The sequence below is a fragment of the Cyanobacterium sp. T60_A2020_053 genome (genome assembly GCA_015272165.1).
Classification (GTDB): Bacteria; Cyanobacteriota; Cyanobacteriia; order Cyanobacteriales; family Cyanobacteriaceae; genus Cyanobacterium.
Map to the genome: position 1 here is coordinate 1 of JACYMF010000009.1, position 17,369 is coordinate 17,369.

The following is a 17,369-nucleotide window of genomic DNA, read 5'->3' on the forward strand; positions in this document are numbered from 1 at the left end:
CGATTTTTTTGTTGGTTCGTTTACATCCCCCGTTGATTTCAGTGGGTATTTTTTTGTTGAGAAATTCAACGGGGGTCTTTCACTCACATTTCAAGATAAAATTTAGGGGTTTTTCATCACCTAAAATCATATCTTGTAAACGTTCTACTATATCAGGAGCAAAAAACTTTTCTCCCGTTTCCTCATTTACCCTCGCAGGTACATTTTCTACTATAATTAACTGCCCATTTAACTCCAAAGAATAAGTAACCAACTTATTTACTAATTGTTTATTTTCCTGTTTAAAATTCATGAAAATTACCTCCTAATTGTAAAATTATTTTGCCAACCTTCTTGCGTCGGTTGATAAAGAGTGATTATTTTTAAAATCGGGCGAGAAGGATAGCTACAATGAATATGTAAAGGACGATTAACCATTGTAAAACCGCAAATTAAACAACTAGCACCGTATTTATCATCGGGATAGTCTTCGATTATTTTGCCATTATTTATCATTTCTCTTATTTCCTTTATTCTAATCTTTCTGAAAATCGATTGATCAACAGCGTGTTTCGACAACTCAAACTCTCCACTAATTATTTTCCGTCTAATTTCTCTAAGCATTTAATTAATAAACCTTGTTAGATTTTGACCATCTTTTTTTCCATTTACCAGTGGATTCAAGACTAGAATTTTTTTGCTCATTTTCACGTTGTTTTAGGATGGAGGGCGCCCTCCCCCGCAAATCAGTATCTCGGTAAGGCACAGAAGCCTTTGTTTCTAGCTGTTCTAACTCTTTTAAGGATAATGGTGGGAGAGGATAAAATGAAGCAATGGTGCCGGGCGCCCTTCCTCCTACAGCTTCATTAGAAGCGATATTTAAACCATTTAATTGCATGGCTTTACGCACTGCCGCCGCACAAGAATAAGTAGCAATAATACCATCATTCGCTAAACATTTACTTAGAAGCCCAAAAAATTCTACTGTCCATAATTGAGGACATTTAGGTGGAGAAAAAGGATCGAGAAAAATTGCATCAAATTGATACTTTTGATTGACTAATTTTTCTAAAGATATTCTAGCATCATCAATAATTAATTGCAAAGAATAGCTTTGATTAATAAATGTTTTGTGTTCAGCTAAAAAAGTTAAAACTTCCTTAGTTTCCTGAGACCAAAAAGAGAGTAAATTATGATTAATGGTTTGTTGAATTACATCTTCATCTATTTCTAAAGCAATAATTTCTAAATGAGAAGACGGTTTTATTTTTTGATAAATTTCTAATGCTGAAGCGGCATTATAACCCAATCCAAAACACACATCAAGAATTTTTACAGATGATTTACTTTGTAATTTTTCAACTATTTTACAGCCTTGAATATAGGTAATTTCTGATTCTTTTTTTGCTCCATATTTACTATGAAAATTCTCGTCAAATTCTTCTGAATAAAAAGTAACTGAGCCGTCTTCGGTTATTTCTTTTTTAAATAATTTATTATATTCTTTCATAATCTATAGTTCATAATTTATAATTTTACCCCTCTTCTTTATAGAAAAGGGGTAAATATTCGGGCAAATTACTCAATCTTTCTCCTTGTAGAGATAATGAGAAAGAATAAAATAAGCCCAATTAAATTAAAGATATAAAGAAGGTTGGCTAGTCATCCTACTAATTTCTTGAGGTGCATTATCCACATCAGCCAAGTCATCAAAAATAGTTAACTCACTTGGTTTAAAGCGTTTGATTTCAGTTTTTATACCCCTAGCGCCCTCCCCTAGTAAATCTTCTAAATAGCCGTTTTCTTCTTCTCTAGCGCCCTTCATTGTCAAAAAAGGTCCAAAAAAGTAAACACAACGGGGATTGTCAGTAGTAACTTTGATCCATACCGCTAAACCAAAAAAGTTTAATACTCCAATCAACAATTCTTTCATAATGACACCTCAGTGTATAGTTCTCAAAATTTACTCAATGTTACTTGATATTAAAGGCAAAAAATGCATTTATTCTTCTGTTTCGATAAATTTTCCCTTGCTACCTCAACTCTAATGTTTCTTTCTCGAATTGACAAGGGGATATTTACCCAAATCACCGAAAGAATTATGAGTTACGAATTATGAAGTTTTAATGCTTAATTGTTGATAATAAATTGTGTATTATTAATTCTCCATTGTCAATTGTCAATTATTCATTATTATTTCTTTCCAAACTTAATTTATTTTCTAATTCTTGTAATTCTTCTCGGCGCGTTTCAATCTCTAAACGAATCCTAGTCAAATCCTGACTTTGAGAAGTTAATTCTTGTCGCCACTTTTCAATTTTTACCTTTTCCTGTTGTAAAAAATCCACATTCTCGATTTTGCCTTCCGCTAAATATTGCCTAATCAAATTTAATACCCAATCCTTAGCATTTTCATAGTGAATAATATGATCATTTTCCCCTAATTCGACGAGAATTAATAACCCTAAATTTAACTGATCTTGTTGGGAAAGAGAAATATATTTTTCATGACAAAACTGCCATTGATTAGCTGATGTTTCTTCTGCTAATAGATGTAATTCTAAACGCTCAGAAATACTATTTTTCACCACTTGAGCTAAATGTAACATCTTTATTAATTGACAATGGATAATTGATAATAAATAAATCAATTAAAGCAAGGGGTTTAAACCCCTTGTTAATCAAAGTTTAATTATTGTAATAATTCGAGACGATTTTGCAAAATTGCCCTTTGAATTTTACTTTCATTAAGGTTATCTTCAACACTTTTAATAATGGCGGAGGGCGCTTTACCCGTAAAATTAGGGTTATTTAACCGATTTTCTAAAGATTTAACCTCCCCCTCAATTTTACTTAATTTCTTAGTTAATTTTTCAGTTAATTTCTCAACATCGATTACTCCTTCTAAAGGTATCAAAATTTGAATTGTACCGACAACAGAAGCAATGGCTTTAATTTTTTCCTGACTTAAACTAGCCACGATAGATAAATTTTCGACCTTTGCTAATTCCTCCAGATAAACTCTAGTATTTTCTAAAATTTTCCTTTCTTCCCCATTATCAGATTGTAAAATTAAAGAAATTTTTGCACCCGGTTTAACTTCCGCTTCCGCACGCAAATTACGCACAGCGCGCATCGTCTCAAACAACAATCTAAAACTATCTTCTAACTCTTGACTAATAAGAGTTTCTGGAATGATAGTAATTAATTTTGTTTCTGATTTTTCCAGAGAAATTTCTAAAGATTTAGGCTGATTTTTTGTGCCAAAAATTTCCTGTTTCAGATGATCAAAACGTGCTAAAGTTTCTTTTCTTTGCTCTACATACAGAAGATTAGTATAAATGAACCACAAAGAATAACCAGCGCCCGTCAACCTCAGCAAGGGCGCTAAAAGTGGGAAACTATGAATAGCATCCAATAAAGAGGTAATTAGTTGTAGCACAACAAAAGTAAAAAAGATTACTAACAATAAAGTTACTGGCTGTTGATACTTTTTCACCAAGAAACTTAATTGTCGGGGTAACATCTCCAAAAGATGAGTTAATTGATCGCCCACTTTAACAATAGTAGCAGTATCATCACTGCTGAAGCTCACAAAATCCGATGGTTGACTATAAATCACGGGGGATAAATCCAGCAACTCATCAACTACAGGAAAAGACTGTAACGCCAAACTATCTCCCTCATTTTGGGTTAAGGTGTGCCAAATTTCCTCAGTGATGTGAGGCATGAAAGGATGTAATAACTTTAAAATACCTTCCAATACATAGGCGAGGGTTTGTTGCGCCACAATCTTAGAAGAAGATTCTGCATCCTGCCAAAGCCTAGTTTTGACTAACTCAATATACCAATCGCAAAAATCACCCCAAATAAACTCATATAAACCCTTGGCAGATTCTCCCAAGGCGTATTTTTCGAGGTAATCATCAGTTTGTTTAACTACTTGATTAAAACGAGACAAAATCCAACGATCACTTAATTCTAATTGAGTTAAATTAGGATAGCCCAACTGTTGAGGGGTTTTACCATCTAAATTCATCAACACGAAGCGCGCCGCATTCCATAACTTATTAGCAAAATTACGGGAAGCCTCCACCGACTCGGATTCATCAGTTTCTCGGTTATATTGTAAACTAATATCTTGCCCAGCGCCCGTCACCTCTCTAATCAGCGTATATCTGAGAGCATCTGTACCATATTTATTACATAACAAAAGAGGATCAATACCATTATTAGCAGATTTAGACATTTTTTTGCCGTTTTCGTCTCTCACTAACCCGTGGATATAAACATCACGGAAGGGAATTTTGCCCGTGAAATGTTTTGACATCATCGTCATGCGCGCTACCCAAAAGAAAATAATATCAAACCCCGTCACCATAGTAGTATTAGGGTAATAGGTAGCTAAATCCTCCGTATTTTCAGGCCATCCCATGGTAGAAAAGGGCCACAATCCCGAAGAAAACCAAGTATCCAACACATCAGGGTCTTGAGATATGATAATATCTTCCCCATAAAGTGCCATGGCTTTTTCTTTGGCTTCCTCTTCATGGTGCGCTACTACAAACGGGGTATCATCGGTAATTTCCCCATTCGTCATACTAACAATATACCAAGCTGGAATTTGATGCCCCCACCACAACTGACGGGAAATACACCAATCCTGAATTTTTACTAACCAATCTCGATATACCTTACGCCATTTTTCAGGTACAAAATAAGGGGATTCTTGATTGTCTAATTCTGTTAAGGCATCCTGTGCGAGAGGTTTAATTTTTACATACCACTGGGTTGATAATAAAGGCTCAACGGGTACTTTTCCCCGTTCGCTGTAGGGTACACTATGGGTATAACGTTCTATTTTCACTAAACAACCAACTTCATCAATAGCGCGCACCACCTCTTTTCTAGCCACAAACCGATCTAAACCCTGATACTTACCACCATTTTCGTTAATTGTGCCATCTTTGTTAAGAATATTAATAAATGGTAAATCGTGACGCTTACCCATAGCAAAATCGTTGGGATCGTGCGCTGGAGTGACTTTCACGCATCCAGTACCGAAAGCAGGATCGACATATTCATCGCCAATGACAGGAATTTTACGCCCTATTAAGGGTAATGTCAAGGTTTTACCGATCAAATGTTGATAGCGCCCGTCATGGGGGTTAACAGCCACTGCCGTATCTCCTAACATGGTTTCGGGGCGAGTGGTTGCCACTTCCAAGAAACCGCTACCATCGGTAAAGGGATAGCGGAAATGCCATAAATCCCCGTCAATTTCTTTATTTTCTACTTCTAAATCTGATACCGCTGACTGAGATTCTGGACACCAGTTAACCATATATTTTCCTCTATAAATTAAACCTTCTTCATAGAGTTTTACAAAAGCTGTTTTGACTGCTTCGCAGAGGTTATCATCGAGGGTGAATCTTTCTCTACGCCAATCCGCCGATAATCCTAAACGTTTTAACTGATTGCAAATAGTATCTCCTGATTCTTGTCGCCATGCCCAAGCGCGCGCCAAAAATTGCTCTCTACCTAGTTCGTATTTACTAATACCTTCGGCTTTTAACTGTTTTTCGATAATGGTTTGTACGGCGATACTAGCATGATCAGTGCCGGGTAAGCAGAGGGTATTTTTTCCTTTCATGCGGTGATAGCGCACCAATGTATCGATTAAGGAAGTGTTGAAAGCGTGTCCCATGTGTAGTTGTCCTGTAACATTAGGAGGGGGAATCACGATGGCAAAAGGTTCGCCTTCTTGATGGGGATTGGCTTTGAAGGTTTCGTTTTCCTGCCAAAATTGTTGCCATTTGGCTTCGGTGGAGGGCGCTTCGTATTGCGGTGGTAGTATGGTTTCTCTAGCTGTCATGGTTGGTTTGGAGGGCGCTGTTATTTCAATTTATATTCTTTGTGTTGATTTTGCCACATCTTGACCATCTAGGCAATTTATGTATCGACATTAACAATGAAATACCTAATTATTTGAATGATATGGTTTTAAACTTTTGAGAACTTTCTCTGATATTTAAAGATAGAATGAAAGCGTCAGCGCCCCTCACCATGACTTTATGCTTCTCACCATTTCAATGATTATTACCTATGCACCGTTACCCTTCCAAAAAACTACTTTACATGTAGTAATTGGTTCAGAGTTACAAGAGCCTTTGAAAGAAATTGAGCGAATTTTTGAAGAAAATTATCCTAATATTGAGGTTAATTTAAAAGTGCAAGGATCGCAAGATATTGTTAATAATATTATTAACAAAAAAAATGATTTTCCAGTAACTATAGTAATTCCTGCTAGTGATGAATTAATCAGCGAATTAGATACACGGTTGAGGGCGCTGGGAAAAGAAAAACCATTTAACAATAACCCTCAACCCATTGCCGAAACTCTATTAGTTGCTATGGCATGGCAAGAAAGAGGAAAGCAATTATTTCCTAATAATAAATTTAACTGGGATCAACTAGAAAATGCTTTAATTAGCAAAAATTGGGGTGATATTAAAAGAGTAATGAATAATTAGCGTTGCTGATTTCGAGTATGGTTCATATTTATGGGAGATCGTTAAACTATTAAATAGTAAGTATTCCAGATTTTGGAGTTTTTATTTTCATACCTTGATTCAGCAATGCTCTAAGTTGTTATCTGCTACTGTACTCATGATAGAGTATTGTTTAACTGTTATTGCTTTAATTAAAGAGTAGCTATAACTACTCGTTTTAGTTGATGAAGTAAAATTTTTCATCGAAAAATCGAGGTTTTTAAACCCTCCCTTCTCTAAAGTAAGTATTTATCAATGGTAGTGGAAGCTACTTTTAAAATAAATTCTTCCCTTTGCTCTTTTGATCCTTTTTTATTGAACAATGAAACAACAAATCTTAACATGGCTAGACCGTTTACTCATTGCTGATGTTTTTCTTGTCATCATTGCTTTTGGTTGGTTTGCCATTGCTTTAGTGGGTAAATCTATGGGTATTCCTCTTGGCTGGGAAATTTGGTATAAGTTGTGGCAACCCGTTTTTAACCCAGCTATCGGTATATTATTTCTAGGTGCTTTAGTTAGTTGGCTAGGAAAAAAATGGCAACAAAGATTTGGTAACAATAGCAATTAATCCTTTTGAAACTAAGTTTTGCTGTAATAATAATTTTCGGCATTTTTGAGGGGCGCTATTTGAGCAAAATTATAGTAATCTTGCACTAGCTGAGACATTAAGCGATTTTTGATGCGCATTAACACTCCCTTCAATAAGCTATTGCCTGTGCTAGTTAACAGGGCTTTTGGAGTAAGCCACAAAGGGGGTGGTAAGTCAACTTCTACCGTTAAATCAGCTTGTCCTTGTAAGAACACATGATCTTCTTTATTCTCTGAAATTTGAGGAGATAACTTTCCTCTCAGTCGCAGGGAAAAACGACGATTAATATATTCTATGCCTTTAATCTCGCATGATTCTGATTGTAAATAAACAGTACCTGAAGCGCCCGTCCACACTTTTAATACTACCACAGGTTGAAAATGATAAATATCGAGAAAGTTAAGGGGGTTCATTTTTAGTTGGTAGCAATCATTACCTAAATATTGCATCAATCTTTCATCAGTAATGGCTTTGACTAGGCGCTGAGGTTGTTTAAGATAGTGTTGGATGGGGATTTGTTGTTGTTTTACTTCTAGGTTAACTTTTTCTTGTCCCTCAAATTTAATTTTCATATTGCTAAACAATGATTTACTTTCCTTCCTTAATTTTATGTTACATTTCTTAATACCGCACTTGAGTACCTTTTATCTTACCTTGAGTGGAGATAAATTAATAGATTTTTTAAATTAATTGACAATGGACAATGGATAATTGAAAGTTATTGAGCAGAATTTATTTATGTATGAATATAGAAAACAATTATTTGACTAAAATTAAAACAGGATTAAAATTCTTTGTTTTAACTGTTGGTGTTCTTTTAACTTTATGTCCTCTTTTTATAGTTTTATATACTTCTTTAATTGATAATCAGGGTAATTTTACTTTTAATTATTATCAACAAGTATGGGAAAAAGGTAATTTTATTATTGCTTTCTTAAATTCTGCATTGGTTGCCATCAGTGTTACAGCTATACAAATTATTACTTCTGCTTTAGCTGGATATGCTTTAGCTAGATTAAAGTTTAGAGGAAAAAATTTAATTTTATTGCTAATAATAGCAACCTTAGTAATTCCAATTCAACTGTTAGTAATACCTATATTTTTAATTCTGAAATATGCTAATTTAATTAATACTTACTGGGCATTAATTTTACCTACTGCGGCCAATGGGTTTGGTATTTTTTTAATGAGACAATATTTTACTACTATACCTATTGAATTGGAAGAGGCAGGGGCGCTGGATGGTGCCAATCGTGGGCAAATTATTTGGTATATTCTTCTACCCCTTGCAAAACCTGCCGTAATTACTCTTTTTCTCTTTACTTTTATTGGTGAATGGAATGATCTTTTTAAACCTTTGGTATTTACTACTAATCCTAATTTAACTACTGTTCAATTAACTTTAGCATCTTTTCAAGAACAGTTTACCAGTGATTGGTCTTTGTTGATGGCAGGAGTGGTATTAGTAACTTTACCTGTGATAATTTTATTTATTATCGGACAAAAACAGTTTATTCAGGGTATTGGTACAACGGGAATGAAAAATTAGCCTTAAATAGTGTCAAAAGATGATGTTATTATTAATTTGAGTAATTAAGAGAGAATAGGATAATTTTTGTTTTTAGGTGCTTTATGTCTAATCCAATATTGTGGCTGGGATTATCTTTTGCTTTAGTTGCTGTTAGTTTAATGGCTGTGTTAATTACTTTAATTCCTGTGGCTTTACAGTTAAGTCATACAGCGCACTCCGCCGAAAAATTACTCGATACGCTGAATAGAGAATTTCCTGATGCTTTAGAATCTCTCAAGGCTACCAATACAGAAATTACGGAGTTAACCGCAGAGATAAAAGAAGGGGTGAAGGGCGCTACATCGGTGACAAAACAAGTAGAAACTAATGTTAGTCAGGGGATTTCGGTAGCACGAAAACAGGTTAACGGCATTCAAGTTAAAAGTCGTGGTTTGTGGGTAGGCATAAAAACTGGTTGGCAAACTTGGCAAAATTATCCTCGTGAATAGTGACGCTTAATCACATCAAATTTTTTCACAATAACTTATATCAAGTTCGGTAAATTAGTTCTTCAAGAATAATATCTTCGTTACTTACCCACCGTGTAATTCATTACACGGAACCAACAGTATCTCGTTCAATAAATTGAACTAAGATTATTGTTAATTGATTTATAAGTGATCAAATGAAGTTGATATTATCCAGCGCCCTCCAAATAATTTCTCGTGATAGAGACGATGCGCGCTGAGGCTTTCCCGTCACCGAAAGGATTAATGGCTTCTGCCATGTCTTGATATTGAGTTTTATCTGCTAATAAATTACTAGCTTCTATGAAAATTTGCCCTGCATTTGTGCCGATTAATTTTGCAGTTCCAGCGGTTACCGCTTCTGGTCTTTCTGTGGTTTCTCGTAAAACCAAGACAGGTTTTCCTAAACTGGGGGCTTCTTCTTGTAATCCACCAGAATCAGTTAAAAGGAAAAAACAGCTATTAATTGCGCCTACTAATTGCTCATAATCTAAAGGTTCAGTTAGAAATACTCTATCATGATTAGCAAAGGCTCTTTGTAGTGGTTCTCTTACGGTAGGATTACGATGAAGAGGTAATAAAATAGCTGTATCAGGAAATTTTGCCAAAATCGACTGTAAACCTTTGATAATATCCGCTAAGGGTTGCCCCCAATTTTCTCGGCGATGCACTGTCACCAATAAAACTCGATATTTTTGCCAGTTTAACCCTTCCACTTTACAAACGGGGTTTTGTTTTGCCACTGACAACAAGGCATCAATTACTGTGTTACCCGTTAAATGGATTTCTCCTGTTACCCCAGATTGGTGCAAATTTTCTACCGCTAGGGTGGTGGGCGCGAAGTGTAGTTGTGTTATTTGTGAAATTAAACGGCGGTTCGCTTCTTCAGGAAATGGGTTATAAATGTTATTAGTTCTTAATCCAGCCTCTACATGACCGAAGGGGATTTGTTGATAAAATGAGGCTAAACTAGCGGAAAATGCTGTGGTGGTATCTCCCTGTGCGATGACAAATTGAGGTTTAATGCGAGTGAAAATTTCTTCTAAACCCTTCAAGCTACGACAGGTAATATCGCTGAGGGTTTGTTGCGGTTGCATAATGTCTAAGTCTTCATGGGCGCTGAGGTTGAATAAATCCATCACCTGTTGCACCATTTCTCGGTGTTGCCCTGTTAAAATTACTTTGGTATCGAAATCTGGTTGACTGAGAAATGCTTGGATGACGGGCGCTAGTTTGATGGCTTCCGGGCGCGTGCCTAGAGTGATGCAAATGATTTTGGACATTATGGCTTAAAATGATCTTATGGTATTTGATCGCCTTAATTTTAACCATAATCAAGAGCTTTAGACAAGTCTAAGTCGATTAGTGTAAGTGACTTTAGGTTTGATTTCACTCAAATCTTTACTAGCAGAAGGTTTAAGCCTATTGCAAAGGTCGATTGATTTATCTTAATTAACAGTTTTTGGTATAATCGAAGGCACTGAAAAATTAAAGGTGCTGGGAATGGTAACTCAATTAATTAAAAACTCAACAAACCTATATGATACTGACTATAATCTTTGGATATTAGCAACAGTTAAACAATTAGAAAATCAAAAATTTAATGAAGTTGACTGGGAAAACCTAATTGAGGAAGTTTTAGACTTGAGTAAAAGGGATAAAAGGAAGCTGGAAAGTTTATTAATAAAATTGATTGAACACTTATTAATTTTACAATATTGGCAGTCAGAAAAAGACAGAAATAAAGGTCATTGGCAAAAAGAAATTATTACTTTTCGCAAACAAATAAAAAGATTATTAGAAGATAGTCCTAGTCTTAATAATTACCTCAAAAATAAATATGAAAAATGTTATCAAGATGCAAGAGAAATTGCTAGTCAACATTCCCAACTTTCCCTTAATACTTTCCCTACAGAATTTACGATTACTTTTGAAAATATCCTCGATGAAAATTGGCTTCCTTAATTTTTTTTAATATCATGTTTGAGTAATCCCTTATAAATTGATTGTCTCTTCGCACTTTACTGATATACCTAAAATAAAATGCAAAGTAGCCTATGTATCGTTTAGTCATCAATCCTCAACAAAAAGAAGAAAATCAGATTAAGTTAACAGATTCACAAATTCATTATTTGCGTAGGGTGGTGCGTTTAAGTGATGGTGATGGTTTTATTGCTTTGGATGGGGAGGGGGAATGTTGGCAAGTAAGACTTAACCCTGATGGAGGAGAAATTATTGCTTCTATCAAGGAAAATAAAGAGTTATCAACTAAGGTTTATTTAATTATTGCTTTACCGAAGGGTAATGGTTTAGATGATGTAATTCGTTGTGTGACGGAATTGGGAGTGGCGGAGATTTTTCCTGTGACAACGGCGCGCACTTTGCCCAAGCCGAATGATCATAAATTACAAAGATGGCGTAAAATTGCTGTGGAGGCTTCTGAGCAATCGGAGCGACAAGTAATCCCCATTATCCATCCCCCTCAATGTTTTGATCAAGTAATTAGTGATTTAAAATCATTGGATTACTCTAAATATATCGCCTCTGCGCGCACCAGCGCCCCTCACCTGATTACCTATTTACAAGATTTACCAGCAAATATTATCATTGCCATTGGTTGTGAAGGGGGTTGGAGTGATGATGAGGTGCGGAGGGCGCATGATTGTGGTTTTCAGGAGGTTTCCCTTGGTAAAAGGATTTTACGCGCTGTCACTGCACCGATTACGGTGATGTCTTTAATTGCTGGAATGAGCGAAAAATAATCAGGCGTTGGTGAATTAAGCTATGATTTTCAGTTGAGGTAGGGAATCAATAGGCAATAGATAAGTATTTAAGTTATCGAGTAAAGGGTTTAAAACCCCGTTTTTTAAGACGTGAGCAAATTTAATGATAGTGCAAGGTATCTTTAAATTTACCTTTGCCCTTTGCCCCTTGCCCTTTGCCCTTTTGATCATATTTAGTGTAAAAAAACAATATTTTAATAATCATAATTTATGTTAGATTTAAAACAAATTCGAGAAAATAGTCAACAAGTTTTAGCTTTATTACAAACTAGAAATAATAATTATAGTTTACAAGAATTAATAGAATTAGACAAAAAACAAAGAGAAATTCAAGGGAAAGTAACAGAATTACAGGCGAGAAGTAATGAAATAGGTAAATTGATTGGGCAAAAAATGCGTCAAGGTAGTGATCCAAAAGGCGAAGAAATTATCAGTTTAAAAGAAGAAGGCAACCATTTAAAAACCAAATTAGCCGATTTAGAGCCTCAAGAAAAAGAGTTAAAAGCACAAATTGAAGCTCAGTTATTAGAATTACCAAATCTACCTAGTGACACCACCCCAAGGGGCAAAAGTGAGGCAGAAAATGTCGAAATTAGGCGCTGGGGTGATGAATATAAACCTAATTTACCTACTTATTCGAGTCATGATCAAATCGGGGAGAATTTAGGCATTATTAACAGTGAAAGGGCTGTAAAGGTTGCTCAGAGTCGTTTTGTGGCTTTGGTGGGCGCCGGTGCGCGCCTTGAGAGGGCGCTGATTAGTTTTATGTTGGATACTCAAACTAAGGCTGGATATGTGGAAGTAATGCCCCCTATTTTAATCAATACGGAATCTTTACAAGGCACGGGGCAATTACCGAAATTTGCAGAGGAAAGTTTTAAATGTGAGGGGGAAAACCTTTGGTTAACTCCCACGGCGGAAGTGCCTTTAACTAATTTTTATCGTCAAGAAATTATTGATAGTGAGATGTTGCCCATTTATCATTGTGCCTATACTCCTTGTTTTCGTAGGGAAGCTGGAAGTTATGGCAAGGATGTCAAGGGCTTAATTCGTCTCCATCAATTCAATAAGGTGGAATTGGTGAAAATTGTTCATCCCGACACCAGCGCCCTCGAACATGAGAAGATGGTAAATGATGCAGAAGCAATTTTACAAGCTCTTAAATTGCCCTATCGAGTTTTAGAATTATGTACGGGGGATTTAGGCTTCAGTGCCACCAAGTGTTACGATTTGGAAGTGTGGTTGCCTTCTAGTAATCAATATCGAGAGATTTCTAGTTGCTCTAATTGTGGTGATTTTCAGGGTAGGCGCGCTGATATTCGTTTCAGAGAAAAGGGCAAAAAAGGCACACAGTACGTTCATACTCTCAACGGCTCAGGTTTGGCGGTGGGGCGCGCTATGGCGGCCATTTTGGAAAACTATCAGCAACCTGATGGCACGGTTAAAGTTCCTGACGTATTACAACCATATTTACATACTGATGTGATTAGGGGTTGCTGAAAAAGTGTAATCGTGAGGGCAAATTGACAATTGACAATGGATAATTAAAGATTATATCTTCGTAATTTACCCACCGTGTAATGAATTACACGGCTACTAGGTTCACGTTCAATAAATTGAACTAAGATGCAGATATTACTGATTTATAAGTGATTAAGCAGACCTGATATTATAAGGGTTTTGATTTGTTTAGCACACCCTAATGGTCAATTATCGATTGTCAGTTTCCTTTTCCGAAGCCATGGCGCGAATAATATCCCCTTGAGTGACAATTCCTACTACATTATCATCATTATCGATAACAGGTAAGCGACTGATTTTTTTATCATGAAAAATTTGAGCTGCCTTTTTCACCGTGTCATCTCGGTTAATAGTCATGGGTTTTTTTGTCATAACTTCTCCCACAGTTTGCCCTAATGCCTTATGAATTTCATTCTCGTAACGACTAGGATTTTCCAAATAAATAACACTATCTAAAATCATGATATAAGGAGGTGGTTCAACTCCTGTTTCTTGCCACATCAAATCACTTTCAGAAATTACACCCACTAATTTTTTATCTTCATCAACCACAGGTAGACCACTTAACTGATTTTTTGCCAGAATACTAATAGCTTCTGGGAGGGGCGTTGTCGGTGTCACCGTTAGGGGTGATGGTGTCATAATTTCAGCGACAGTTTTATTCATTATAATTAAAGTCTTTATATATTTAGTGCTTATAACATACTTAATTGTATCAAACTTAACCAGTTTCACTTCAACTTGAGATGAGATTTTACCTAATTATCTCCCCTTCTCCCTCTGCTTCCCCTTCTCCCTCTGCTTCCCCTTCTCCCTCTGCTTCCCTTTCTTCTTCTTTGCCCCTTTATGATGACATTTGGTTAAAAAAAGTTAATAATTAAGGATAGTTACCCATAAATGAGGAAGAATGCAGCCAACTGATCCGAACAAATTTACTGAGAGTGCTTGGGATGCCGTCGTGCAATCCCAAGAAGTATGTCGTAATTTTAAAAATCAAAATTTAGAAGTAGAACACCTGATCCTTGCTTTATTGTCAGAAAATACCATCGCTAAGGATATTTTTACTCAAGCCAACGTCGATTTGAATAAGCTAGAAACTCAATTACGCAACTTCGCTACTCGTCAGCCGAAAATGTTTAGCGTCAGTCAATTATATTTAGGACGTAGTCTTGATATTTTGTTAGACCGAGCAGAAATTTGTCGAGAAAGTTGGCAAGATGAATTTATCGGCGTTTCTCATATTTTAACGGCATTCTCAGGAGATGAGCGCATCGGTAAGCGCACGTTAAGAGGTTTTAACCTCGATCCGCAAGATTTTGAAGCGCGCGTCAAAGCCTTTAAGACTACCATTGAAAAGGCAGAAGCACAACAGGAGGAAAATAAAGAGGAAGAAAGCAACGAAAATGAGCAACCTTTAACTAAATATGGTCGAGATTTAACCGAACAAGCTAGATTGGGTAAGTTAGACCCTGTTATCGGTCGAGATGATGAAATTAGACGAGTTATACAGGTATTATCTCGGCGCTCGAAAAATAACCCGGTGTTAATTGGTGAACCGGGTGTGGGTAAAACTGCTATTGCTGAGGGTTTAGCCCAAAGAATTGTTAATGGTGATGTGCCTGAGTCTTTAAAAGATCGGCAGTTAATTGGTTTAGATATGGGTAGCTTGATTGCTGGGGCGAAGTATCGGGGGCAATTTGAGGAGCGTTTGCGCTCGGTTTTAAAGGAAGTGGTTAATTCCGATGGGCAGATAGTCCTTTTTATTGATGAATTGCATACGGTGGTGGGCGCTGGTTCGAGGGAGGGGGGCGCTATGGATGCTGGAAACCTCCTTAAACCCATGTTGGCACGGGGTGAGGTGCGCTGTATTGGCGCGACTACGCTGGATGAATACCGTAAGCATATCGAAAAAGACCCTGCTTTAGAGCGCCGTTTTCAGCAAGTTTATGTTAAACAACCCACGGTAGAAGATACTATTTCTATTTTACGGGGTTTGAAAGAGCGTTACGAAGTGCATCACGGGGTGAAAATAACTGATTCAGCGCTCGTCGCCGCCGCCACTTTATCTCAGCGTTATATCACCGATCGATTTTTACCTGATAAAGCCATTGATTTGGTGGATGAGGCTGCTGCGCGTTTAAAAATGGAAATTACCTCAAAACCATTGGAATTGGAGGCATTAGATCGCCGTTTGTTACAGTTACAAATGGAGCAATTATCCTTACAGGGTGAGGGTAAAAGTGATAAGTCAGCACAGGGTAATTTAGAGCGCATTGAAACAGAAATCAACGAATTACAGGAAAAACAGAAAGAGTTATCATCGCAATGGCAAATTGAAAAGGAATTATTAGACGAAATCAAGGCACTGAAAACGGAAGAAGAACAGGTTAGATTAGAGCTAGATAAGGCAGAAAGGGCTTATGATCATGAAAAAGCGGCGCTGATTAAATACGGTAAGTTAGAAACTATCCACCATGACATCGAAAGCAAAGAAGCGGAGTTGTTAAAAATTCAAGCCCAAGAAAACGCCATGTTGAGGGAAAATGTCACGGAAGCTGATATTGCCGAAATTGTCGCTGGTTGGACTGGTATTCCCATGAATCGCTTAATGGAAACTGAGCGCCAAAAGTTACTAGAATTAGAGTCTCATTTACAAGAGAGGGTAGTGGGTCAAAATGAGGCTGTAGCGGTGGTTTCTGCGGCTATACGCAGGGCTAGGGCTGGGATGAAAGACCCCGGTCGTCCCATCGGTTCTTTCTTGTTTATGGGTCCCACAGGGGTGGGGAAAACCGAGTTGGCGCGCGCCATCGCTAGTTTTCTCTTTGATTCTGAGGAGGCTATGGTGCGCATTGATATGTCAGAATATATGGAGAAACACGCAGTTTCCCGTTTAATCGGCGCCCCTCCCGGTTATGTTGGTTATGAAGAGGGGGGGCAATTATCGGAAGCCGTGCGCCGGCGCCCTTACTCGGTTGTCTTACTGGATGAGGTGGAGAAGGCGCATCGGGATGTTTTTAACATTTTATTGCAAGTTTTGGACGACGGGCGCATTACTGATTCTCAGGGGCGTGTGGTGGATTTTCGCAATACGATCATCGTCATGACTTCTAATCTTGGTAGTGAATACATCCTCAGTAATAAGGGTGAGGTGGATTATGAGACTATGCGCACGAAAGTTTTAGGGGCGCTGTCGAAGCATTTTCGCCCTGAGTTTCTCAACCGTATTGATGATTTAATTATCTTCCATAGTTTGCGTAAGGAAGAGTTGCGCCATATTGTGACGTTGCAAATTGCCCGTTTACAAAGCCTTTTAGGTGAACAACAAATTTCTATTGAGTTAACCGATGAAGCCCTAGATTATATTGTGGAGGTGGGTTATGATCCTAATTACGGCGCGCGCCCCCTCAAACGAGCTATTCAACGGGAGTTAGAAAATCCCCTCGCTACTAAAATTCTCGATCAAACTTTCTCGGAAGGGGATAAGGTGATGGTGAAATGCGATGAGGGAGGGGCGCTGGTTTTTTCTGCGCAGGAAGTTACTTAATTTTGGGGGTGTGGTGGAGGGCGCTATGGTTTATGGCATTTTCCCACCGTGTAATGAATTACACGGTTCATAGGATCACGTTCAATGAATTGAACTAAGATGTTGTTTATATATCTGGGTGTGGAAATTAAGAGCTTAATTTATTAAACGAAATTACGGTAGCCATGAAATTTATTGCACGGCGATATTAAACGATAGTCGGTAAATATTTGCATGGGGTAAAGGGCGCTGGATTATTCCCCTCGCCTGTGGGAGAGGGGTTAGGGGTGAGGGATTATGGTGAAGGGCGCTGGGTTTATGGCATTTTCCCACCGTGTAATGAATTACACGGTTAATGGTATCACGTTCAATGAATTGAACTA

At 37.2% G+C, this 17,369-nt stretch carries 18 protein-coding genes; 8 read left to right on the forward strand and 10 right to left on the reverse strand.

Going from position 1 to position 17,369, the window contains the following annotated elements; genetic code table 11:
• Positions 1 to 79: 79 nt before the first annotated feature.
• From IGQ45_01445 to IGQ45_01470, 6 genes are all read right to left on the reverse strand, one after another.
• On the reverse strand, positions 80 to 292 hold the full coding sequence (locus IGQ45_01445) for a hypothetical protein (protein MBF2055891.1): 213 nt from the start codon (positions 290 to 292) through the stop codon (positions 80 to 82).
• A 5-nt stretch (positions 293 to 297) separates the two neighbouring features.
• Entirely contained in the window at positions 298 to 603 is a 306-nt protein-coding gene (locus tag IGQ45_01450) for a DUF4258 domain-containing protein (protein ID MBF2055892.1), read from the reverse strand.
• A gap of 4 nt (positions 604 to 607) precedes the next feature.
• Positions 608 to 1,489 (reverse strand): hypothetical protein, encoded by an 882-nt coding sequence (locus IGQ45_01455; protein MBF2055893.1) that lies wholly within the window; start codon positions 1,487 to 1,489, stop codon positions 608 to 610.
• A gap of 126 nt (positions 1,490 to 1,615) precedes the next feature.
• Complete coding sequence (locus IGQ45_01460; protein ID MBF2055894.1) at positions 1,616 to 1,912, reverse strand: DUF1816 domain-containing protein; 297 nt, start codon at positions 1,910 to 1,912, stop codon at positions 1,616 to 1,618.
• Between the two features lie 250 nt (positions 1,913 to 2,162).
• Positions 2,163 to 2,588, reverse strand: coding sequence for a hypothetical protein (locus IGQ45_01465; protein MBF2055895.1), 426 nt, complete (start codon positions 2,586 to 2,588; stop codon positions 2,163 to 2,165).
• 83 nt (positions 2,589 to 2,671) lie between these two features.
• On the reverse strand, positions 2,672 to 5,854 hold the full coding sequence (locus tag IGQ45_01470; protein MBF2055896.1) for a valine--tRNA ligase: 3,183 nt from the start codon (positions 5,852 to 5,854) through the stop codon (positions 2,672 to 2,674).
• 199 nt (positions 5,855 to 6,053) lie between these two features.
• Between IGQ45_01470 and IGQ45_01475 the strand changes: the two genes are divergently transcribed.
• Together IGQ45_01475 and IGQ45_01480 are read left to right on the forward strand one after the other, a co-directional pair.
• The gene (locus tag IGQ45_01475; protein MBF2055897.1) at positions 6,054 to 6,512 is read left to right on the forward strand and encodes a substrate-binding domain-containing protein; all 459 of its coding nucleotides are present in this window, start codon (positions 6,054 to 6,056) and stop codon (positions 6,510 to 6,512) included.
• 340 nt (positions 6,513 to 6,852) lie between these two features.
• The gene (locus IGQ45_01480) at positions 6,853 to 7,101 is read left to right on the forward strand and encodes a hypothetical protein (protein ID MBF2055898.1); all 249 of its coding nucleotides are present in this window, start codon (positions 6,853 to 6,855) and stop codon (positions 7,099 to 7,101) included.
• Positions 7,102 to 7,112: 11 nt separating this feature from the next.
• Here the strand turns inward: IGQ45_01480 and IGQ45_01485 are convergent, their stop codons facing one another.
• The gene (locus IGQ45_01485; protein ID MBF2055899.1) at positions 7,113 to 7,694 is read right to left on the reverse strand and encodes a DUF1997 domain-containing protein; all 582 of its coding nucleotides are present in this window, start codon (positions 7,692 to 7,694) and stop codon (positions 7,113 to 7,115) included.
• A 170-nt stretch (positions 7,695 to 7,864) separates the two neighbouring features.
• On the opposite strand from IGQ45_01485, the gene IGQ45_01490 reads away from it, so the two are divergent.
• The gene (locus tag IGQ45_01490) at positions 7,865 to 8,671 is read left to right on the forward strand and encodes a carbohydrate ABC transporter permease (GenBank protein ID MBF2055900.1); all 807 of its coding nucleotides are present in this window, start codon (positions 7,865 to 7,867) and stop codon (positions 8,669 to 8,671) included.
• 83 nt (positions 8,672 to 8,754) lie between these two features.
• On the forward strand, positions 8,755 to 9,141 hold the full coding sequence (locus tag IGQ45_01495; GenBank protein ID MBF2055901.1) for a DUF948 domain-containing protein: 387 nt from the start codon (positions 8,755 to 8,757) through the stop codon (positions 9,139 to 9,141).
• 188 nt (positions 9,142 to 9,329) lie between these two features.
• On the opposite strand, the gene wecB is transcribed toward IGQ45_01495, so the two are convergent.
• Entirely contained in the window at positions 9,330 to 10,442 is a 1,113-nt protein-coding gene (gene wecB, locus IGQ45_01500; protein ID MBF2055902.1) for a UDP-N-acetylglucosamine 2-epimerase (non-hydrolyzing), read from the reverse strand.
• Positions 10,443 to 10,662: 220 nt separating this feature from the next.
• On the opposite strand from wecB, the gene IGQ45_01505 reads away from it, so the two are divergent.
• The 3 genes from IGQ45_01505 (at position 10,663) to serS (ending at position 13,442) form a co-directional block, all read left to right on the forward strand.
• Entirely contained in the window at positions 10,663 to 11,124 is a 462-nt protein-coding gene (locus IGQ45_01505; protein ID MBF2055903.1) for a DUF29 domain-containing protein, read from the forward strand.
• A 92-nt stretch (positions 11,125 to 11,216) separates the two neighbouring features.
• Entirely contained in the window at positions 11,217 to 11,921 is a 705-nt protein-coding gene (locus IGQ45_01510) for a 16S rRNA (uracil(1498)-N(3))-methyltransferase (protein MBF2055904.1), read from the forward strand.
• Positions 11,922 to 12,152: 231 nt separating this feature from the next.
• A complete protein-coding gene (gene serS, locus IGQ45_01515) occupies positions 12,153 to 13,442 on the forward strand; it encodes a serine--tRNA ligase (protein MBF2055905.1) in 1,290 nt (429 codons plus the stop codon).
• Positions 13,443 to 13,652: 210 nt separating this feature from the next.
• On the opposite strand, the gene IGQ45_01520 is transcribed toward serS, so the two are convergent.
• On the reverse strand, positions 13,653 to 14,129 hold the full coding sequence (locus tag IGQ45_01520) for a CBS domain-containing protein (protein MBF2055906.1): 477 nt from the start codon (positions 14,127 to 14,129) through the stop codon (positions 13,653 to 13,655).
• A gap of 241 nt (positions 14,130 to 14,370) precedes the next feature.
• Between IGQ45_01520 and clpB the strand changes: the two genes are divergently transcribed.
• Positions 14,371 to 17,007, forward strand: coding sequence for an ATP-dependent chaperone ClpB (gene clpB / locus IGQ45_01525; GenBank protein MBF2055907.1), 2,637 nt, complete (start codon positions 14,371 to 14,373; stop codon positions 17,005 to 17,007).
• A 171-nt stretch (positions 17,008 to 17,178) separates the two neighbouring features.
• On the opposite strand, the gene IGQ45_01530 is transcribed toward clpB, so the two are convergent.
• The coding region (locus IGQ45_01530; GenBank protein ID MBF2055908.1) for a hypothetical protein at positions 17,179 to 17,369 on the reverse strand (191 nt) is incomplete at its 5' end.